Origin of the sequence: Geofilum sp. OHC36d9, assembly GCF_052400685.1 — a bacterium.
In the GTDB taxonomy this organism is placed as follows: Bacteria; Bacteroidota; Bacteroidia; order Bacteroidales; family Marinilabiliaceae; genus CAZHHH01.
In genome coordinates, this window is the sequence record NZ_JBQTGJ010000018.1 from 19,820 (window position 1) to 43,063 (window position 23,244).

A 23,244-nucleotide genomic window follows, 5' to 3' on the forward strand; every position below is an offset into this window, starting at 1 on the left:
AATGCTCAATTTTAAAGCCTGCGAAGTCCTGAAAAAAGTGATTTTGATATGGTAAATGACTGTTTGGAGGACAAGTATTACAGCTAAGTTGAACTTTTCTTGCAAGCATTAAGTATTTGGATATTTATTTGAAGGCTGCCGATATGGATTTTAATCCTGTCTGGCAGCCTTTTTTTATTTTCCTTCCAATTATCCCTCGTAATTACAGCATTGTTTTGTAGTTGCCTTATTTACCCTTTGTTTTTTTTCGTTAAAAAGGAATAATACGACAACCCGGTTTCTGGTCAAACCGGCTCTCCTCTCCATTGTGTTTATTTCAAAATACAAGTGCAACGTTTTAGTTTAATCGTTTGATGAATTTCCCACCAGAGTCTTCTGGCCGCGCAAGCTTTAACCCTGAACTTTCTGTTTTTAAATCAGGTTTTCATAATCAATGAATTTACTTAACAGAGATTTAGCCTTTAGCTGACAATTAGTTCTTATATGATAATTATTCTTGTGCTGAGAAATTAAAGCGATTCTTTTATAAAAGTTCGATTTTTAGGACAAAATCTATATAGATTGATTGTATTGTCTAGTTGTTTGAATAAATAATCCAGCGCACAAAGTGTTATGAAATGTAAATTTGGGTATTAAAATCTAAATTATCTTCTATGAAACAATTCATTTTAAAATTAGTCATGTTAACCTTTTTAATAGGTTATTCATTTAATACGTGGGGCCAGGCCATTCAATTGTCTGGAACTGTATTAGATGATCAGGGAAATACAATGCCGGGTGTTTCTGTTATTGTAAAAGGAACAACAAACGGTACGATTACTGATGTTGATGGTGAATTTATGTTACGATTACCTTCAGTTGCCAAAATTTTGGTTTTTTCTTTTGTTGGCTATGAAACGAAAGAAGTTGTACTTGATCAAAATACCACCAGTATCACAGTCAGTTTAAAGCCAAGTGTGATAGGTCTGGATGAAGTGGTCGCTATTGGATATGGAAAAATGACACGAAAGGATGTTACTAGTTCAATAACTACTATTAGCGCTAAAGATCTTAATACCGGCGTTTATAGCGATCCGTCACAATTACTGCAGGGAAAAGTTCCCGGTTTAACAATTACACAAACTTCTAACCCTAACGGTAGCTCATCTATTACTTTGCGTGGCGCTTCTACTTTGCGCACCGGCGAAGCACAGGAACCATACTACATTATTGATGGAACGCCGGGGATGTCACTGTCTCTGATTGCACCAGAGGATATTGAAAGTATCGATGTTCTGCGTGATGCCTCAGCAACTGCTATTTATGGATCAAAAGCTGCCAATGGAGTTATTCTTGTTACAACAAAAAAAGGTAATAAAAATGGAAAGACCAATGTAAGCTATAGTAGTTATGTAGCTACTGATAATGTATTAAATAATTTGGATATGATGACGGCCGGAGAGCTTCGTGCCTATGCTTCAGCCAATGGCGTTTCTCTGCCGAATGATGAAGGGGGTAATACCGACTGGCAAAAGGAAGTTCAACGTTCTGCATTTAGTCAGAATCACAATGTTTCTATTAGTGGTGGCGATGAACAGACCAGTTATAATACGAGTATTAATTATATGGACAAACAGGGGGTTATCAAGGAAACTGATATGAACCGTTTCATTGCCCGGTCTTTTTTACAAACTACAACACTGGCTGATCGTTTAACACTGTCGTTCAGTCTGAACGGAAGCATTACCAACAATCACAATGTACCTATGGGAAATCAGGGAACTAGTGTTCTTGATGCCATGAATTATTATTCTCCTTTGGTCCCTGTAAAGAATGAAGATAACAGTTGGTATCAAAGTTCCGGAATCTCTCAGAATTACAATCCAATGTCAATGATTTACGAGGATGAATACAATACGGAGAGCAAACGTTTACAAGGTATTGCCAATGCTTCTTTCAGTATTGTTGATGGTTTGGTTTATAATCTGGGCCTTTCTTATCAAAACGAGCAACATCTTTATAGTAATTATAACACTTCAGCTTCTCAGATTTATTCATCTCAGCATGGTCAGGCAAGTCGAACAGCAGTCGAGAATACGAAAACTGTTTTAGAGACTTATCTTAATTATGATAAGATTTTTAAAGATGTTCACAAATTTGGTCTTATGGCGGGTTATTCCTGGGAGCAGTCTGATAATAATGATGGCTTTGGACTTACTGTGTATAATTTTTATGATGATGCTCTGAAATATTATAATATGGGGTATGCCAATAGTATGGATATTTCAGGTATTAATAGCAATCATACACTCTCTACTTTGCGTATGATTTCTTTTTATGGTCGTTTTAATTACAGTTATAATAGCAAATACTTATTTCAGGCGACTTTGCGTCGTGATGGTAGTTCTGCTTTTGGCAAGAATAACCGTTGGGCCACTTTCCCTTCTTTATCAGCATCCTGGCGTTTGGCTGAGGAGGGTTTTATTAAAAATTTAAATGTGTTTGATGATTTGAAATTTCGTATTGGTTATGGCGTAAGTGGAAATTCATTAGGTTTTGACGCATATACAGCCATACAAACTTATGGTGCTTCAGGCTGGTTCTCTTACACAGATAAAAACGGGAACATTTTAGATTACCGTACTTTAGCCGCCACAAGCAACGCCAATCCCGATTTGAAGTGGGAACGCACCAGTATGCTTAATATTGGCATGGATTTCGGGTTTTTAAAAAACCGCATTACAGGTACTTTGGAATATTACGACAAAGGAACAGAGGACTTGATATATAGTTATGCTGTATCTACCAACCGTTATCCTTATGGAAGTATGCTTGCTAATGTTGGTGAGATTAGCAACAAAGGGATAGAATTTTCTTTGAATGTAATTCCTGTTCAATCGGAAAAATTTCGTTGGGAAACATCTTTAAATCTTTCTCACAATAACAATGAGGTTGTAAGTCTTTCTAATCAAACTTATTCAGTGGATTATATCAATGCCGGGAATCCGAATATTGGAGGCTACTCTACAGCTAATGTTCAGCGTATAATGGAAGGTGAAGCGATAGGAACTTTTTATATGTGGGAATGGGCTGGATATAATGACAGTGGCGTTTCTCAGTTTTATGTGCATGATCCGGAAACCGGCGAGCGCACCGGTGAGTTTACGACCAGTCCGCAGGAAACGGATCGCACTAAAGTTGGAAGTGCGCAACCTGAGTTAACTTATGGATGGAATAATACGCTGAATTATAAAAATTGGACTTTAACCGCATTTATTCAGGGGGTGACCGGTAATAAAATATTGAATTCAACCCGTGCTCAATACAACTATATTGCATTAGTTTCAACAGGAAAGAATGTATTACGCGAAGTTGCAACCAATCAGAAGTATACCGATGTCAATGCACAGGCGCCTTCAGATCGATATTTGGAAGACGGTAAATATCTGCGTCTTTCTACCTTATCTCTGAATTATAACTTTGGAAAAGTTGGGGATTATATTAACGGATTAAATGTTTATGCTACTTGCAACAACCTGTTGACAATGAGTAGTTATAAAGGGCTCGATCCAGAAATTTCTTTAGGTGGTCTCACGCCAGGCATTGACAGTCGCGAAACATATTATCCCCGAACCCGAACTTTTATGATTGGGCTTAATGTCAATTTCTAAAATTAAATTCCTATGAAAAAAATAAATATTAAAAATTATATATCGGCTGCATTTATAGCTTTGGCTGCAAGCAGTTGTACCGATTTGGATGTGGATATAAAATCTCAATACACGTCATATCCGGATTCTGAGATTGCCGTTGAGGCCAAGACTTCTGACGTTTATTATGCATTCCGGGGTGTTTTAGGTCGCCGATATAATGAGGCAATGACACTTTCGTCTGATGAATGTATGGGCGTTAGTTTTGATGGCGATTATTATGATTCTGGTAATTATGCACATCCTAGTCTGCATAACTTTATGGCTGATGATGCATGTATGGGATATTGGTCTGACCTGGCAAGTGGTATAACTAAATGTAATCAGGTTATTGTTGATTTGGGAGGTGAAGAAGAAGCCGTCAACGCGCCGGTTCGTGCCATTCGTGCTTTCTATCATTTCATTTTGATGGATAGTTATGGAGATGTTCCTATTTTAGATCATGCATTGGAGGCGGATGAGGTTTTGAATCGTAGTCCTCGCGCGGATGTGGCTGAATGGATAGAATCTGAATTGTTGACGATACGTGACAATATGCCAACAAATGTTGATGCCTCTACCTATGGAAAGCCAACTTATTGGATGGTTAATGCACTATTGGCAAAGTTGTATATCAATTGGAATGTCTACACAAAAGATGTTACCAACTCAAGTTGGTCGGCAACTGACGTAAATGAGAAATTGGATGATTGTGTATCTGCATGTGATGAAATTATTCAATCGGGCTTTTTTAATCTTAGTGATGACTACCTGACTAAATTTTATCCTACCAATGGTTACAGTATAAAAGATTTTATTTATGCTATGCCATACACAGCTGCGAATAAGGATGGATTGACTTACGGCCGTTTTCGTACATGGCGTAAAGGGGATAGTGATGGCAACAGTGGTGCTGGTCTTTACGGAATGCCCCTGGCAAAATCGGCTGCTGGTAATTTTGCTGTTAATCCGGAGTTTGCCGAATTATTTAATCTGGATGGTGATCGTCGTAATGAGGCTATATTTAAAGACGCATTGTATCAGTATGATCCTGCCACTTATCAGGTAACAACAACGCCGTTTGTTTATAAGGGCGAACCGGTTGTTTTGACTAAGTCTATTGTATTGGCGGTTGAGGATGAGAATCTTAATGTCGGGAATACTGTGTCTGGCTGGTCACAGGGGTATCGTTTCAATAAGTTTATAATGGATCCAAACGATTATGGATTATACAGTCGTTGCCAGGACAATGATGTGCCAATTTTTCGTTATGCTGACATCCTGCTTACCAAGTGCGAGGCGATTTTAAGGGGTGCCAACGCTACAAATGGCGATACGCCTATGGGGTTGTTTAATCAGATACGTTCTTATGTCAATGCACCTGCCATTAGTTCAGAACCTACATTGGATGAGTTACTTGATGAACGTGGTCGTGAGTTTTTCGACGAAAATTGGCGTCGTAATGACTTAATCCGCTTCGGCCATTTTGAAGAGGACTGGGGTTACAAAAATGCCATTAATCCAAATGCCAAAACTGATTATACCAAACGCATATTTCCTGTTCCAACAGGTGTTTTGAATGAGAATACCAACTGGACTCAAAATACAGGCTATTAATTTTAATTTGTTCTGTGAAAAGGAGGGTGTTCCTCAGAATATCCTCCTTTTTAAGTTTATTCAGGTGGTCTATGAATTTTTGTTTTTAATAAATAATATGGGCGCACTAACAATGTCGCATCGCTTTAGGATGTGAGAAGTATTGCCCTGTGTTTTGGTATTTTCAAATTAAATTAATATTCCGGAATGTCGACTAGCCATAATATTTTGATATATATCTTTAAGTGTTGTTTTTATCAAATCATAGGGGTTTTGTTTTGTCTTATTTTGGGAGCGTCGTGCGTGATAAATAAGAAAGCAAAAACATCAGAAAGCGCGTTTGTAAATAAAGTATATCCATTACTTGACACCGAAAATTCCCGATGGTTCTTTTTTTCTTCTGCTTCGCGGCCTTTTGGTATGGTAAATTTAAGTCCGGATACTGAAACCAATGGTGCCTGGGGAAGTGGATACCGATATAATACAGACACTGTTAAAGGATTTAGTCACGTTCATGCCTGGCAATTGGCAGGTCCATCTATAATGCCAATTGATCCCACTTTAATCAATGCTGATCGTTTATTTCAGAATTATTATTCAGATTTTAGTCATCAAACCGAAACAATATCCCCCGGATATCATCAGTTGTTTTTAAAGCGGTATCAAATACAAACAGAATTAACTTCAACAAAACGGGTTGGTTTTCATCGGTATACCTTTGGCGAAAATATTGCATTGCTTTTTAATTTAAATGGACAACTTGGTCCTAGTTTTATGAGTGACGGCGTTCTTAAAAAGTCAGGAAAGGCTGATTTTATTACAGGCCAGGTAACCAATAAGCCCACATTTCGCCGTCCTAAACCATGCACTATATATTTTGCCGTAAAATTTAACAGGCCTGTTGAAAAAATAGTACGAGATTCAATTACAGGTAATTATCTTGTCTGCTTTCGGAATGTTAAGTCTAAATCTTTACTGGTGAAATTGGCCATATCATATACTTCCGTCACAAATGCTGAAATAAATATGAAAGAAGAATTGCCTGGTTGGAATTTTGATCGGGTGGTTAAAGACTCTAAATCTGAATGGAATGGTTTATTATCGCGCATTGAAGTTGAAGGAGGGACCACTGAACAGCAGCAAAGGTTTTATACCGATTTATGGCATGCGCTTCAGGGGCGTAGAATTATTAGTGATGTAAATGGTGCGTATCCCGATAATACCGGTGACGAATTTAGGATAGGACAACTTCCGCTTAACGATAACGGGAAACCATTGTTTAATCATTATAATTCCGATTCGTTCTGGGGGGCACAATGGACCATAAACACGCTTTGGGGTTTAGTCTATCCTGATGTAATGGAAGAGTTTGTTCATTCGCTGATGCAGTATTACAAAGATGGCGGATTAATACCAAGAGGTCCTTCAGGCGGGAATTATACATATGTAATGACCGGAGCTTCATCCAATCCATTTATTATAAGCGCAATTCAAAAAGGTATTATCAAAAATGATTTGGATAATATTTATCAGGCACTAAAGAAAAATCAAATGCCTGGAGGTATAATGGATAAGGTTGGATATGAGCATAACACAAGTGTTGGAGGAGGTTTGTCATATTATATAGCGAACGGATATGTACCTTACCCGCTTTCAGACATATCTTATGGTGCACATCAGGATGGTGCTAGTCAGACTTTAGAATATGCTTATCAGGATTGGGCATTAGCGCAGTTAGCTTTAAAGTTGAATAAAAAAGTAGATGCCCGGTATTTTCTTAATCGGAGTTTAAATTATAAAAATGTATACGATACAATAAGTGGATGGATGCGGCCTAAAAATATTCATGGAAAATGGAAAGCTGATTTTGACCCTTATTTGATTGAAAATGGATTTATAGAAGCGAATGGTGCACAAAACACGTGGTATGTCCCTCATGATATAGAAGGTCTTAGTCAGTTAATGGGAGGAAACGAGGCTGCCTCCTTAAAATTAAACCAGGCGTTTACTGAATCCGAAAAACTGGGTTTTACGGCGGGCTCTTCGCATGAAAGAGAAAAGCATCCCGAATTTAGTCGAATACCTATTAATTATGGCAATCAACCATCTATTCAAACTGCCTTCATTTTTAATTATTTGAGCAACCCCTGGTTGACGCAATATTGGTCGCGTAAAGTTGTTGAGAACGTTTATGAAGGGGTTGGTACACAAAGAGGTTATAGTGGAGATGAAGATCAGGGATTGATGAGTTCATTATCGGTACTGATGAAAATGGGTTTGTTCTCAATGAAAGGGGGGTGTTCTTTAGAACCCCAATTAGAAATTGGAAGTCCCATTTTCGATAAAATCAGAATTCATCTATGTCGTGATTATTATAAAGGTAAGACGTTTACCATTGTGGCAAAAAATAACTCTGGTAAAAATTGTTTTGTTCAATCAGCATCATTAAATGGAGAAGAGGTTCGTTTTTATTCGATTCCTCAACATAAGTTTACGGATGGAGGTGTTTTAGTTTTACAAATGGATAGTGTCCTCAATAAAAACTGGGGATTTAAAAAATAGAAATAATGGTTAAGCTAAATGTTAAAGTTGTTGTGATTCTGGTGTCTTCATGGCTTTTATTGGTAACCATGGATGCACAGAATTTTAAGTATGTAGATCCTAAAATTGGATCAGAGGGATTGGGAAATGTTTTTATTGGGCCATCAACCCCCTATGGCATGGTAAAACCAGGGCCTGATAATGATGTGAATGCCAATAGTGGTTATTCTGCTGACCCTGATAAGGCAATTTATGGGTTTAGTCAGGTTCATGTAAGTGGTACAGGAGGTGGCGCCAAGTATGGTAATATTTCGGTCATGCCATTTTCATCTGAAGAAAATTCAATTTCAATTCATCAAGCATCACATAGAAGTGAAGAACAAATTGAACTGGGGTATTACAGCGTAATGCTTGATAACTGGGGTATTCAAACGCAAATAACCACTTCTGACCGGGCTGCGTTTTATCATTTTTCATATCCGCAAGGCGCCAAACAATTTGTTAAAATTGATTTAGGAAAGTTTTTAGGCGAACCTTCAATCCCCAATCCGGAAGCACGCGAAGCGCAGCAATTTGTGAGCTCGGAAGTTGAAGTTGTTTCTGACACTGAAGTTCGGGGCTATAGTCGAATTCGTGGCGGATGGAATAATGGTGGTGCTTATACCGTTTATTTTTCTGCGGTATTTGATCAGCCAATTGCCAGATTTATTACCTGGAAAGGCGAAACATTATACCCTGATCAAAAGACACAAATTGATACGGGTGATAAAACCGGTGCAATATTAGCTTTTGATGGGGCAAATGATGATATACAAATGAAAATAGGTATTTCATTTTTAAGTCAGTTAAAGGCTAAAGCTAATTTGGATAATGAAATACCGCATTGGAATTTTAATCAGACGTTAAATCAGTTACATGAGAAATGGGATGCCATATTTAAACGTCTGGAGGTAAATGAGGATGCCGGCACAGAGTTGAAAACAATGCTTTATACCGGATTGTATCATACCATGCTAATGCCTGTTGACAGAACAGGCGAAAATCCGTTGTGGGAGAATAATGCGCCATATTATGATGATTTTTATGCTATATGGGATACGTATCGTTCATCAAGTCCGTTAATCACTTTGCTTACGCCATCGCGTCAGGTTGACATTATTAATAGCATGCTGGATATCTATAAACGAGAGGGATATATGCCAGACGCCAGGAGTGGTAACTATAACGGCAGAACTCAGGGTGGATCAAACGGCGAGGTTGTTATTGCTGATGCTTTTGTAAAAGGGTTAAATGGCATAAATTATAAATTGGCACTGGATGCTATGCTTAAAGACGCTAATATTCCTCCCGGTGATAATGAAGAGAAGCATGGACGTGGAGGTTTGACTGATTATAACCGTTTGGGGTATGTTTCTACTGATTTTGTAAGAGCCGGAAACCGAACCCTGGAATATGCCTATAATGATTATTGCCTGGCTATAGTAGCTAAAAATATTAAACGCAGAGGTGAATATTGGCGATTTATTAAGCAGGCTGATAACTGGCAAAATCTTTGGCGTGATATTGAAGATCACGGATCACGAGGTTTTATTATGCCCAAAGATGCGTATGGGAATTGGGTGGACAGCATCCAATGCAACTCTAAATATGGACGAAATTCTTATGTGCCCTATACACCAGTGATGCAGGACTGGCCCATATGTGTATGCTGGTGGTGTGGCTTTTTTTACGAAGCCAGTTCATGGGAGTACTCTTTGTCTGTTCCTCATGATGTCGCTAAATTGGTGCAATTATCAGGCGGAAAAGACGCGTTTCAACGCCGGTTGAATACTTTGTTTGACTTAGGTTTATATAATGTTGCTAACGAACCATCATTTCTGAGCCCTAATCTGTATCATTGGATTGGACGACCGGATTTAAGTAATGAACGAATTCACGCCATTATTGATCAAAATTATAATTGCAGTCCCAGTGGTATTCCCGGTAATGATGACTCAGGAGCGATGTCTTCCTGGTTGGCTTTTCACATGATTGGTTTGTATCCAAACGCCGGTCAATCTTATTATCTGATTAATGCGCCTTATTTCAGGAAAACAATCATTCATCAGGAAAATGGCAATGATTTTATTATTGAAGTAAAAAATAGTTCATCGCAAAATACATATATTCAATCGGCACAACTAAATGGCGAAGAATATTCAAAAGCCTGGATTGAGCATCGCGATATTGTAAAAGGTGGAATATTGGTTTTAAAAATGGGCCCTGAACCTTCGGATAAATGGGGTACAGAAATATTGCCTCCTTCAAAATCTGATCAGGATATATAGGTTTAAATGCAAAAGGGATTATTTTTAAAACTCGCCGACATTATTGTGATTGATAATCAAGGCTTAACTAATCTGAACATGATGCCATATTAGTTAAAGAGAGAACCCTTGATTGGTAAATTTAAGGTAGTTGTATATTTTATTAAAAATATGATTTGTTTAAAAATGGGTATTATCCAAAGATTCGTAAGTGCTTGCCCGATAATTCCGGGAGCAGATAAGAAAGTATCATTTTTAAAGCTTTCGCAACTGGGACAATGTGATTTGACTGTCGTACACGATCATTTTGAATGCGAGAGTCGCAAAAAAAATGGCTTCTTTTTGCCGACACTTATTTTTATTTTGGTATTGGGTATTGCACCGCCAAACTATGGAAAGTCTTATAATATTCTTGATTTTGGGGCCATTTCAAATGGTATTGCTATAAATACCGAAGCCATACAGAGGGCTATAGACGAGGTAAATATTAAAGGTGGAGGCAAAATTATTTTTCCTTCAGGTAAATTCTTAACTGGGAGTATTCAGTTAAAAAGTAATGTTGAGTTGTGTTTTGAAGAAGGCGCTGTTTTATTGGGAAGTACAAGTCCCTATGATTATTTTAAAGTTAAGGGAAAAGAAGATATTTTAAGCTCAAACGCAAATGACAATTCAGAGTTGGGACTTATACTGGCTTTTGAAGCGAAAAATATAAAAATCTCAGGTTTGGGAACTATTGATGGTCAGGGATTACCCCTGGCCTTAACTATTGATAGTCTTCATCACGCAGGGGTTTTAATTGATAAAAATTACAATAGCAGGCGAATGCGGCCAAGTGAATTGGTCCGGCCAAAATTATTCCGTTTCCTTGGATGTGAAAATGTTGAAATAAAAAATATAACCCTTACCAACAGTGCTAGTTGGGGGTTATCATTTGACTTATGTAGAGATTTGGTTTTAGATAATCTTACAGTTATCAATCGTGCGTACTGGAATAATGATGGGATTGATATAACAGATTGTAAAAATGTAAAAATCACCAATTGTAATATAAATGCTGCAGATGATGGTATTTGTCTCAAATCATATCATCCCGAAACATGGAACGATAGTATTTATGTTGCTAATTGCACCGTTCGAAGTAGCGCAAGTGCTATAAAGTTTGGGACTGCATCTTTTGGCGGGTTCAAAAATATTACCATTGAAAATATAAAGGTGTTTGATACTTTTCGTTCTGCAATAGCCATAGAATCAGTTGATGGTGCGGTAATTGAAAACGTTATTGTGAGAGGCATCGTTGCTGAAAATACTGGTAATGCAATATTTATTCGTCTAGGTCATCGTGGAGGAAAAAGCCCCGGGGTCGTTAAAAATATTCATATTTCGGATATGAAGGTTGAGATTCCTTTTGGCAGACCTGATATCGATTATGATTTGCGTGGTCCTGAGGTTGATTTTTTTCATAATCCATTTCCTGCATCCATTACAGGTATCCCAGGCCATAAAGTAGCGAATGTTACAATTGAAAATATTGAAATTATTTATCCCGGAAGAGCAACCAAAGGCATGGCATATATTCCATTAAGTGATTTAAACCGGATTCCGGAACAAATTGAGAAATATCCTGAGTTTTCAATGTTTGGAGAACTGCCCGCCTGGGGCTTTTACGTTCGGCATGCTAATAGTATTGTGTTGAATAATATTTATTTGCGGCTGGAGAAAAAAGATTTTCGCCCGGCTTTTGTTTTTGATGACGTTGCCAATTTGATAATAAAAAGTGTTGAAGTAGAGAATGCGGGTGATCAGGCTCAGTTTGTTTTAAAAGATGTGGCGAATGGTGAAATTGATTTTCCGGATGAAAAAATTGTAAGAGTAAAATGAGAAATCAATGATAATTATATTGGGTTTGCTATTGACCTGAATGGTCGCTGGATTGACTAAATTTTACGAATACAGCAATCCTTAATGGGGTAGCTTATACAATAAAGTGTAGGTTTTTGCACAATAATAGTAAGAGAAATATTTTTTTAACTTAAATATTTAATCAAATATTATTACAGATATGAATGAAGCGGTAAAGACAAAGCCATTACGCTTTCTTTCATTGGACGTGTTTAGAGGAGTTACAATAGCTTTGATGATTGTTGTAAATACGCCTGGAACCGGTGCCGAAATGTATGGGTACCTTAGACATGCCGAGTGGTTTGGGTTTACTTTAGCTGACCTGGTGTTTCCATCATTCCTTTTTGCAATGGGATGCTCATTGAGTTTTTCCATGGAAAGGATGAAACAGGCATCAGCCAGGAATGTCTGGATAAGAATATTAAAAAGAACTATTATTATCTTTTTATTGGGCTATCTCATGTATTGGTTCCCATTTTTTAAGTTGGGAGATAATGGCGATTTAATTCTAAAGCCTATTTCTGAAACGCGGATAATGGGAGTGTTGCAAAGGATAGCTCTTTGTTACTTTTTTGCTTCGGTTATTTTTTATTATTTATCAGAGCGGGTTGCCATAATATTATCAGCCATGATACTATTGGGGTATTGGGGTCTTTTATGTGTGTTTGGTGATCCCGGAGCTCAATTTCAAATGGCGACTAACGCTGTCTCTAAATTTGATTTGTTGACTTTGGGCTTTGGGCATATTTATAAAAAAAGCTTGTTTGACCCTGAAGGTTTATTGAGTACACTGCCTGCTATTGTTAATGTTGTTGGCGGTTATATTGCCGGTGTTTTTATCCGGAAAAAAGGAAACTCATTTGAAGGAATCGCAAAACTTTTGCTTGTTGGATTTTTACTAACGTCAGTTGCCTTATGGTGGAATTTAATTTTTCCCATCAGCAAAAAATTATGGACTAGCTCATTTGCTTTGTTCACTATAGGTATAGATTTGTCTATTATGGCTGTTCTAATCTATCTTATTGAGTTGAGAAATCTCAAAAAAGGCGTTATGTTTTTTAATGTTTTTGGAAAGAATCCATTGTTTATCTACCTTTTTTCAGAGTTGTTTTATGTAACATTACGTTTAATTCCAGTTGCTCCAGGGTTAGATATCTTTGAATGGGGCAGTGAAAAAATATTTCAAAATATAATTCCAGGCCCTATGGGCTCATTGATTACTGCCCTGTTTTTTGCTTTGATTTGCTGGTTTTTAGGTTATGTATTACATCGAAATAAAATATACATTAAAATATAAGTATTGGGTAAACGAACCTTAACCTATAATCAATTAAAATGATACACAGAATTAGTATTATAATTGCTCTTTTCATTTCTACGAATGTTTTTGCAGAAGATATAAAGCTGGAACATTACAGCAGAGAGAATGGCCTGTCACATAATTCTGTACGTCATATTGTGCAGGATAAATATGGATTGCTTTGGCTGGGGACTTTTAAAGGTTTGAATAGTTTTGATGGGCAGAGGTTTACCCCTTATCTTAGCGATTTCAAATCGCCAAATCGGATTCATAATGATGACATCACCGCATTGGTGTTCGATGAGGATTCAGATGTCATGTGGATTGGCACAAGAGGTGGGTTGACAAAACTCAATCTTAGGGTTCACCAGTTTACAACATTTCTTCACGAAAAGGACAATCCCAAATCAATCCCCGATTCTGAAATAAGAGCCATCTTTATCGATAAATTTAAAAGATTATGGATCGGTACAAAAGATTATGGATTATGTGTCTATGATGAACGCACCAAGGAATTTTCAAAAGTACAGCTTGATGGATTTATTTATGTCAAAACAATATTTGAAGATATCAATGGGCATATTTGGGTAGGAAGTTTTGAGACTGGCGGTATTGCAAAAATTACTCTCGATAATAAGGGTGAAATACTTAATATACAAAAGTATACTTTGTCTGCATCCAGTTTAAATATCATTAATCCGTATGTTTATTTTATTTTTCAGGATGATAAATCTGATCTGTTTATTGGCACCAGAGAAGGCTTGTTTAAATGGAATAAGCAAGATGATATTTTTGAATTACAGCCTATCTGTGATTCTAAATTCAGAGAAACAATCGGACCTTATTTTGTGTGTGTGACAAGGGCGCCGGATGGAAAATATTGGTTAGGAACTATTGGTGGAATTATAGTTTGTAATCGTTTGGAAGACATTGCAAAAGGAGATTTTCAATGGTATTATTCCAGGCGATCAGATAAAACATCGTTAGTTGATAATTCTGTTTCTGCTCTTTATTTTGATAATTCAGGTTTACTATGGATTGGCACAGATAATGGATTGGATAAATATGACCCATTCAGAAATCAGTTTAAAACGATTAATTCATTTTCCTTAGTTATTGACGGTAAAATACCACGAATATCTGATTACGCTAAAACTTACGACAACCAATTGATTGTTGCGACACACAATAGTGGCTTGTTTTTAAAGGATAAAGATAAGTTTAGAGTCGTTCAGAGTGTTCGTAACGATATTTCTGGTATTTACACACCTGATGGCAAGATTTTTTATTGTGGTTTGTGGAGCGGGCAAATATTGATTTATAATTACGTTACTAAAACGTCAAAATTATTGGACGTCGGTTTTAAGTCAGTTCCTGTTTTCGCTTTTAATAAATTAGCAAATGGGAATCTTTTAATTGGCTCTCATGGCAGTGGGGCTGTTGTGGTTAATCCGCGCACTTTTAATGTCGATTTAACCCTTCAAAAAAAGTTTCCTGATATCGCTATTAATCAAGTGACAACCGCTAATGACAGTATAATATGGATTACCACTGAAACCGGCGTTATAAAATACAATTCTGAAAATTATCAGTCTAAAGTATATACCTCAAAAGATGACGAAATTAAAGGTTTGTCAAATAACAGCGCGAAAGCTATTTGTATCGATGATGCCGGAAAAATTTGGGTTTCAACGAGAATGGGGTTGAATTATTATAGGCCGGGCATTGATGATTTTGTACCGGTTAAGAATCCTCTGGAATTAAGAGAAAATTGGATCACGGATATCATAAAAGATAGGAATGGTTTTCTTTGGGTCAACTTAAATAACGGAAAGGTTGGGCGTTTTAATCCCATTGATAACAGCCTGAATACTTATGATGTTGGCAGTGGTAATCGATTGGATATTTTTAGTAATAAAGGTTTTTTCTTATTTAACGATTCGGTTGTATATATAACCGGTAAGGATGAAATTATCTATTTCACAATTAATGATCTCAAAGATAATTTAAAAGCAGATCCACCATTTATTAGTGAAGTGAAGGTTCAAAATAAGATAGTATTACCTGGTGATACAATTAAAGGGCAAGTGGTTTTAAATGAGGATATTAATTTTTCACGTAAATTAGAGTTGGAGTACGTGAACCGAAATTTTTCGTTGACTTTTTCTTCCCCATCGTATGCAAATACCAGATTAAACAGGTATGAATATAAGTTGGAAGGCTTTGATGAAGAGTGGATTATGGCTGATAATAATGCAACAAGTATTCAATATACCAATTTGTATCCCAGAGATTATACCTTTAAAATAAGGTCTTCAAATAGCAGTGGTTACTGGAGTGATGTGTCATCCTATCAAATAATTATTAAATCTCCTTTTTGGTTGACTTATAAAGCGATATTATTCGTGTTTGTTTTTTTGCTTACGACAATATATTTCGTTTCCCGGCAATTGAAAAAAAGTTGGATGCTAAAACAAGAACTATTACTGGAGAAAGTTCATCGTGAAAGGGAAGATAAGCTGAATCATGAAAAACTGCGCTTTTTTACTAATATTTCGCATGAGCTCCGAACTCCGATTTCTTTAATAATAGGCCCGGCCAAGCAATTAGTAGAAGAAGGGATGGCTTCTGAGTCTCAAAGAAATAGGGTGGAGCTGATTTTGAAAAATTCAAACAGGCTGTATAATCTGGTTAATCAGCTTCTTGATTTTAGGAAAGCTCAAAATGGTGAATTAAAGCTTAAAGTATCAAAAACAGATATTCTTTTATATACACAAGATATTTTTCATTCTTTCGACGGTTTGGTAAAGGAGAAGAAAATTAACTATCATTTAATGTGTGAGTATGATGAAATTATTGGATGGATTGATGGAGATAAATATGATAAAATATTATATAATTTGCTCTCAAATGCGATTAAGTTTACCAACAAGTATGGGAATGTTGATTTGTTTCTTGACATAACTCAAAATGAGAATGGATTACGTAAGCTTATTGTTGAGGTGAGTGATGATGGAATAGGGATTCCTCAGGAAAGTCAGAAAAAGATATTTACCAGGTTTTATCAGGTTGACAATACAAAAGAAGAACATACTGGCAGTGGAATTGGTCTGTCATTAGTAAATTCGTTAGTAAAAGTTCATAAATCAAAACTGGAGCTTTATAGTACGCCTGAAAAGGGGAGCGTATTTACCATTGAGATGCCTATTGATAAAGTATTTTACGATGAAAAGGAAATTTTTGATTTTGAAATTGAATCATCAAATTCAACACTTTCATTTAGTGCTGATAATAAGACACATATGTTGTCAGCAGAGCTCAAAGAAAAAGTTTTAGTAATAGAAGATAATCAGGAGTTGAGAGATTACATTGCGGACTATCTCTCAGATTATTACAAAGTTTACCAAGCTGAAAATGGTGCGGAAGGACTACAGATTTGCCGCCATAAAAAACCCATTATATGTATAGCCGATGTGATGATGCCAGTCATGAATGGATTTGAATTTTGTAAAATGCTTAAAAATGATGAAAGAATCAGCCATATTCCCGTTGTTTTATTAACTGCATTATCTGATAACGACAATCAAATGAAAGGTTATAAAATGGGTGCTGATGCCTATTTGACTAAACCTTTTGACCCATCTTTGCTTAAAATTCGTATCGAAAATATTGTTAAGGCAAGAACTGACCTCAAGAAAAAGTTTTCAGGCGATATGGAAAGCAATGTTGATGTATTAACTCATTCGCCGGTTGATGAAGAGTTTTTGAATAAACTGACTACGATTATTGAGGCAAATATCAGCGATGCAAATTTAGCCGGGAATCTTTTGTGTTCAGCATTGGGTGTCAGTTCATCTACTCTATACCGAAAAGTAAAAGAGTTGACTGATTTGTCGCCCAATGAATTTATTAGAACAATTAGATTAAAAAAAGCAGTTAAGCTAATAAAACTAAAACGGAATAATATTTCTGAAGTGTCGGATATGGTCGGATTTAACGATCCATATTATTTCAGCAGGTGTTTTAAAAAACAATTTGGATTTCCACCAAGTAGTTTGTTGTGAGGTTGTGACTAATAATACAATATAGATTGTATGAACGTGCTTAGGGATATTCTGTTTTTTATTCTTATTAATTGGCTCTAATGTGCAAATATGTCAATCTTGTTTATATAGTTGTGATCCAGGCGGGATTCGAACCCACGACCCACAGCTTAGAAGGCTGTTGCTCTATCCGACTGAGCTACTGGACCTGTTTGTTTTGCGGGGACAAAGATAGAAAAATATGGATAAAAACACGACTTTAGCCCCCTTTTTTGTGTAGTAATTTACAGTGCTGTTTTTGGGGGAGGCTATTTATTTGGTTGTGTGTTAAATTTGAATGAACCACGACTATTTTACTACTAATTGTTATTCCAGTCCGCTTTTGTGATAAGATATTTGTACGCCGGCGCATTCTGAATTGTGATCATCGAAATAGTGAGGCGCCGAAAGTTCGATTTTAATTTTCATGGTGTTTTGAATCACAAATAGCTGAGATGGTTTGAAGTTGACCGCCGCATTGTCGTACAATACGGTTTGATTCTCGTCGTCAGATATTAAACGAAAGTGTATGTCTCCCAGTTTTTTGCGCCCGCACACCGAGATGAAGTATTCGCGGTTGCCGAAAAATGTTTGGTTAATAATTACTTTACGTGCCTTGCGCATGGTCACAGAGCGGGAAAGTGAGCTTTGTTCAAAATAAGTAGGCGCATTTTCACATCTTTTTTCATAGTTTTGACAACTTTGAGCATGTACCTGAAAATAAGCTGAATGAATTATAAATAGGGTCGTTATGATGGCTAATATTTTTGCTCGTTTCATACAGATATTTTTAAGTAGAACATGAAAAATCTACTTCAATTATAATTTGCGGTTGATTGACTTTCAATCTGCTGTGTTGTAATGTTTTTGTGGATTTGAGTCAGTTATTTTCTGGTGTCCGTAAAATAACAAGTGTAGAATGGTTTTTATTTAATCCATCTGGCCCTTAATGCATCTACTTCCTGGTGTATTTTTAGTATTGGTTGAACTGCCGTTTCCTGCGGAGGACTTGGCATTCCAATTAAAACAGCACCATCGTTACGCGTGGCGGAGCTTGTTGTTGCATTTTTCTGGATGTACTGGTCAAAGGCAGTGGTTAATTCCGATACATCAGCTTTCATTTTTGTTCTTGTTGAGCCGGTAAGGTATTTGTCCAACATTTTATTGAGCTGATCCATAATCATTTTTTGTTCCCAGATGCGCAATTTGAACTCATCTTCCGTAATACGGGTCCCATTTGAATTTAATGCCAAATGCAGACTCTCAATAAACCCACCTGCCGAGATCATGGCATATTCCCCAAAACGCCCTGTTTCATGCAGATTCCCAATGATGGTGAGGTATACCTCGTCATAAAGATTGTTGAGGGAATCCATCCTGTTCATATTTTTCATGATACGCTGGCCCAGTGCTTCCACTTCCGGAGGGAAAATATTAAGATTTTTCCCCATTTCTTCAACAGTAGAAAAATAATCCAAAGCAGTTCCTGATTGGTCAAAGGTAATGGCATAGGCCATATCGGCAAGGTAAAAACCAAACGATAATAACTTGTCGGAATTCGTTCGGTAATTGTTCTTTTTTGATAAGTCCGTTAAGGTACTTGGCGTAAATTGTATTTGGTTATTGTGTATATAACTTAAGATTTCATCAGGAGCCGGTATAGAATAATATTCAACCAGCATGTCATCATCCTGAGGGGTTTCTTCCCTTTCCGCCCCAAAAGATGGTGTGAAAAGTATTAATGCAGCGGCCAGCAGTAAGTGTTTACTGGTCTTCGCCGTTAATTGTGTGATCAATGAAGTCATATTGTTTTAATTTTTATTCAACCTCTTTTTTGTTTGTCTTTCGTAATAAACAGATAAAGTTGTTGTTGTATTATGATGCAAATATAACTGATTATGTAATTCTTAATTGTATTCTTACTTATATTTAGGCTTAATTATTCTTCTTTTGTAAAAAGCTCCAGTGATAATTCAACCCCTTTGCTTAATTTTCGGTTTTCGAGGGTTACTTCTCCAAAATGTACCTGAGCTATCAGTTTTGTGATATGTAGTGATTGTGTGCCTGTGTAAAAAACGTCAAATATGGCCGCTTTATCTTCATCTGAAATGTACTCGCCATTGTCTTTAAAATAAATATAGGTCTTTTGCGCCTCTTTTTGTGTTTCGATGGTTAGTTGTGCACCTGTCAAATTTCGTTCCAAAAAGAAGTCAATGATATTAACAAGTGCTGCCATGATGAGTTGCGATTCGCCGTTAATATAAATAGGTTCCTGATTCGTGTAGTTTTCTATTTTAAACTGTTTATGTCTGATTTTATCATCCAGTTTAAAAACGGCGAATCCTATTAGTTTGTTAATTTCTATTCTTTCGAGCGAAAGGATTTCACCTTTAGACTGAAGTTCGGTGATGCGCAGTGCCGATCCCACAGAAATTTCAATTTTCGATAAAGAACGGTCGATGCGGTCGATAAGCTGAGCCACTTTTTTGGAGTCTACTTTGTATTTAACAACCTGAAGAATTCCTATTATTTCATTTAAAGAGCCTGATATTTCAGTTCCCAGCATATTCAGAAAGTGTTGCTTCGACTCTTCCAACACTTTTAGATTTTGGTTAAAATGTCTGAGCTCCTGATTTGTTTTGGTTAGTTGCTCATTGGTCTCAACTAGTTTTTGGGTTTTGTCTTCTACAAGTAATTCAAGATCTTTATTGGTTTTTTCGAGAAGTTCTCTGTTTCGTTTTAACTCGACCTGGTTTCTAATTCTTACAATCAGTTCTCTGGCATCGAATGGTTTGGTGATGTAGTCCTCTCCGCCTGCTTCAAAGCCTTGAATCATACTTTCGCGGTCGGTTTTGGCTGTCAGAAAAACAATAGGTATCTTTTTTAATCCCGGATTTGATTTTATGTTGCGACAAACTTCAAAGCCGTCTTCTTCCGGCATCATAACATCCAGAAGTATTACATCAAAAGGTTCAGACTCCAGCCATGTTAATCCGCCGGCCCCGTTGAGCGAAAATTCGCATTCATATCCGGCCTGCTCAAGGATAGAAACTGCAACCTGTATATTTTTGGGGCTATCGTCAATAATTAAAACTTTTCCTTTTGATACGCTATCCATAATTTTTTTATTTAGTTGCGCTGTGGTTGTTTTATGTAGTTGTCCAATTCGTTAATAGCTGTCGCCAGTGTCTCAACATCAAATGAGTCTACCGAATGTTCCATTTTTCTTAGTATCTCTTCTATTACAGCGTTTTGATATTTTTTGTTGACTTCTTTGATTTTATGGGTTATCCCGTCCACCTTTTTAAAGGAAGGACGTGTTTTAAATGTATCCCACTCAGGGGATAAGGCTTCCATAATATCTCTACAGCATTGGGGGTTAACAGGGTTTGTATTTGATTGTTTTGTTTCGTGGGTTTCTGTCTTAATTTCTGGCGATTCATCCAGACTGTTGGGGTCATATGGTGCCAGTTGTATGTCTGGTAGTGTTATTGTGAAGGTGCTTCCTTCGCCGGATTTGCTCTCTAAATCGATACTTCCATTCATTAATTCCACCAGGCGTTTTACGATGCCAAGCCCCAGTCCAGTGCCTCCATAGCGTCGGTTATCCTGGTTGTCTTGTTGTGAAAAGTCTTCAAAGACTTTTTTCTTTGAAGCTTCAGCAATTCCTATGCCAGTGTCAGTCACGCGGATGATTAGAGTGGTAGTTTCGTCTTTTGAAGGCTGATGCGTTATTGAGAAGGTTATTTGACCTCTATCGGTGAATTTAACAGCATTACTTAGAAGGTTAGTAATCACTTGCCGGATATGTAATTCATCAAGTAGTAAGGACCGGGGAATTGATTTTTCAATTTCCTGTTTGAATTTAATGTCTTTGGCTTGCAGGGCATGAATGAATAAATTGCTGGTTTCTATGCCTATGGTTACAATATCAGTTGGTTTAAGATAAAGTGTCATTTTGTTGGCTTCCAGTTTTGAGAAATCCAAAATGTCATTGATTAAGTTTAACAGATTTACGCCACTTTTTTTGATGCTCTTGAGATAATCCATTTGCATACCCGCTTCAGCATTGCCGATGAGAACATCTGTAAATCCTATAATAGCATTTAAGGGGGTTCTGAATTCATGACTGATGCGGGCCAAAAATGCACTTTTAGCCTTGTTGGCTTCGACGGCTTCTTCCCGCGATTGAATAATTTCATTATTCAGGTTGATTTGTTCGGTAATATCAACGGCAACCCCCATAATTCGATTGATGCTTCCATCTTCCGACAGCGCTGTTATACTGCCGGTGGTCATGATCCATTTGTAACTGTTATTTTTAATACGCAAACGCATATTTATTTTAAAGCTGGCACTGTTACTGTTGCGGTGTTCGTTTATTTGTGTAATTAATTTTTGGAAATCATCAGGGTGAATGCGTCTAAGTAGTCGGGTTAGCGTGATATGTTCTGATCCGTGAATGGTGGCAATGCCTAATATTTTGCACCACGATTGATTTATTATCAGTCGGTTTTGGTTTACAGCAGCATCAATTAGTGTCATATTCGCCACATTCATTGCCAGTTCCAGTTGCGCCAGCGATTCAGACAGTTGATTATTTGCTTTAGCTCGGTTTATTGCTACGGCAAATAGATTGGATAAGCTATTCAGATGTTCTGCATCTGTTTCGGTATATTGCGTTGAACGGCCCGCCACCAGCAACAGACCCATGTATTGTTCGTTGCTGAAAACACCTGTCATTACCATGTTTTTAAATGGTAATAATTGGTCGATAGTGGTGTCTCCTATTTTGAATTTTGATTTTGAGTTTATGATAAAGTCATGATGTGTGTCAATGTTTTCACCTCCGGTGTATAGTTCCGAGATATGTTTTTCTATTACGCGGACTTCCTCGTCGAAGTTTTTGTTTGTATCATTATAGATGGAAACTTTCAGCTCGCGTTTATCCGGGTCATGATAGATGATGAATGCAAATGAGCTGTTCGTTATTTCCAGAGCGTATTGGCGAACCAGAAGTTGGATGTAATTAAGCTTTTGCTTTTTTGCCAGTTCAGCACTTATTTCTGCCAGATTCTGATTGATCTTTGATTCTTTTAATAATGTTTCCTCAATATCATAACGGTCGGTAATGTTGGTACAATAGTAGGCATAAACCGGTGCTTGGGTTTCTGCCAGTTTAAACATGTTTACGACGACCGGATAAAGCGTGCCATTTTGTTGGTAGTGGCGGGTTTCAAAGATGTGGCGGGCTTCTGAATCTGTGCTGGTTTTTTGTTTGTTCCACCATTCTTCATTTGCCGATGGATTGAAGTGAGACAAATAGACGGGGGTATTTTTATCCAATGTTATTCCGGTGGCCTTTCTAGCTATTTCATTGGCCATTAAAATAACTCCTTTGTCATTGATCATAAAAAATTCAGTCTGGCTGTTATCAATTATCTGACTAAAAATAGCCGGTAACATCTGTGGAGGTATATATTCAGCCGCTTTGGGTGTTTCATTTTTTAATCCCAGATAGTTTACTAATGTGATAAGTACCAGTTCTTCTTTTTTCAGATAGCTCAGATTGCCTGTAATCGTTTTTTTTAACCCTTTGGAACGGATGCAGATTGCCTGGTTATTCGACAATAGATTATTTTGTATCAGGTCGTCGATGGTTTGAACGTTTAAGCAATCGCTACCAACGCATTCCAGACATATATTATCGATGCTGTTTACTTCAAAAATATCGACAGCCATTTTGTTTAAATAGACAGCTTCTAATTCCCGGTTAAATAGAAACAAAGGGGCTCCAACTGCTTCAAATATTTCTGTTAATGCTTGTTTTATGGCCATGTATATCAGGTCTT

11 protein-coding genes and 1 tRNA gene are annotated in these 23,244 nt (G+C 37.0%); 7 read left to right on the forward strand and 5 right to left on the reverse strand.

What is annotated here, in order from left to right; genetic code table 11:
- Window positions 1-653: 653 nt before the first annotated feature.
- The 7 genes from ACT3CD_RS14255 (at window position 654) to ACT3CD_RS14285 (ending at window position 17,374) form a co-directional block, all read left to right on the forward strand.
- Complete coding sequence (locus tag ACT3CD_RS14255) at window positions 654-3,650, forward strand: SusC/RagA family TonB-linked outer membrane protein (protein WP_444646320.1); 2,997 nt, start codon at window positions 654-656, stop codon at window positions 3,648-3,650.
- A 12-nt stretch (window positions 3,651-3,662) separates the two neighbouring features.
- The gene (locus ACT3CD_RS14260; RefSeq protein ID WP_444646321.1) at window positions 3,663-5,285 is read left to right on the forward strand and encodes a RagB/SusD family nutrient uptake outer membrane protein; all 1,623 of its coding nucleotides are present in this window, start codon (window positions 3,663-3,665) and stop codon (window positions 5,283-5,285) included.
- 252 nt (window positions 5,286-5,537) lie between these two features.
- Entirely contained in the window at window positions 5,538-7,826 is a 2,289-nt protein-coding gene (locus ACT3CD_RS14265; RefSeq protein WP_444646322.1) for a GH92 family glycosyl hydrolase, read from the forward strand.
- 5 nt (window positions 7,827-7,831) lie between these two features.
- Window positions 7,832-10,132: a GH92 family glycosyl hydrolase gene (locus tag ACT3CD_RS14270; protein WP_444646323.1), complete on the forward strand. Its 2,301-nt coding sequence runs from the start codon at window positions 7,832-7,834 to the stop codon at window positions 10,130-10,132.
- Between the two features lie 150 nt (window positions 10,133-10,282).
- Window positions 10,283-11,989 (forward strand): glycoside hydrolase family 28 protein, encoded by a 1,707-nt coding sequence (locus ACT3CD_RS14275; RefSeq protein ID WP_444646324.1) that lies wholly within the window; start codon window positions 10,283-10,285, stop codon window positions 11,987-11,989.
- A 181-nt stretch (window positions 11,990-12,170) separates the two neighbouring features.
- Window positions 12,171-13,307: an acyltransferase family protein gene (locus tag ACT3CD_RS14280; RefSeq protein ID WP_444646325.1), complete on the forward strand. Its 1,137-nt coding sequence runs from the start codon at window positions 12,171-12,173 to the stop codon at window positions 13,305-13,307.
- Window positions 13,308-13,345: 38 nt separating this feature from the next.
- Complete coding sequence (locus tag ACT3CD_RS14285; protein WP_444646326.1) at window positions 13,346-17,374, forward strand: two-component regulator propeller domain-containing protein; 4,029 nt, start codon at window positions 13,346-13,348, stop codon at window positions 17,372-17,374.
- A 114-nt stretch (window positions 17,375-17,488) separates the two neighbouring features.
- Here the strand turns inward: ACT3CD_RS14285 and ACT3CD_RS14290 are convergent.
- From ACT3CD_RS14290 to ACT3CD_RS14310, 5 genes are all read right to left on the reverse strand, one after another.
- A tRNA-Arg gene (locus ACT3CD_RS14290) sits at window positions 17,489-17,562 on the reverse strand.
- 157 nt (window positions 17,563-17,719) lie between these two features.
- Window positions 17,720-18,172, reverse strand: a complete 453-nt coding sequence (locus ACT3CD_RS14295; protein WP_444646327.1) for a hypothetical protein — start codon at window positions 18,170-18,172, stop codon at window positions 17,720-17,722.
- Window positions 18,173-18,318: 146 nt separating this feature from the next.
- A complete protein-coding gene (locus ACT3CD_RS14300) occupies window positions 18,319-19,197 on the reverse strand; it encodes a hypothetical protein (RefSeq protein ID WP_444646328.1) in 879 nt (292 codons plus the stop codon).
- A gap of 134 nt (window positions 19,198-19,331) precedes the next feature.
- Window positions 19,332-20,510, reverse strand: a complete 1,179-nt coding sequence (locus tag ACT3CD_RS14305; RefSeq protein ID WP_444646329.1) for a hybrid sensor histidine kinase/response regulator — start codon at window positions 20,508-20,510, stop codon at window positions 19,332-19,334.
- A gap of 11 nt (window positions 20,511-20,521) precedes the next feature.
- Window positions 20,522-23,230, reverse strand: coding sequence for an ATP-binding protein (locus tag ACT3CD_RS14310; RefSeq protein WP_444646330.1), 2,709 nt, complete (start codon window positions 23,228-23,230; stop codon window positions 20,522-20,524).
- Window positions 23,231-23,244: the final 14 nt, after the last annotated feature.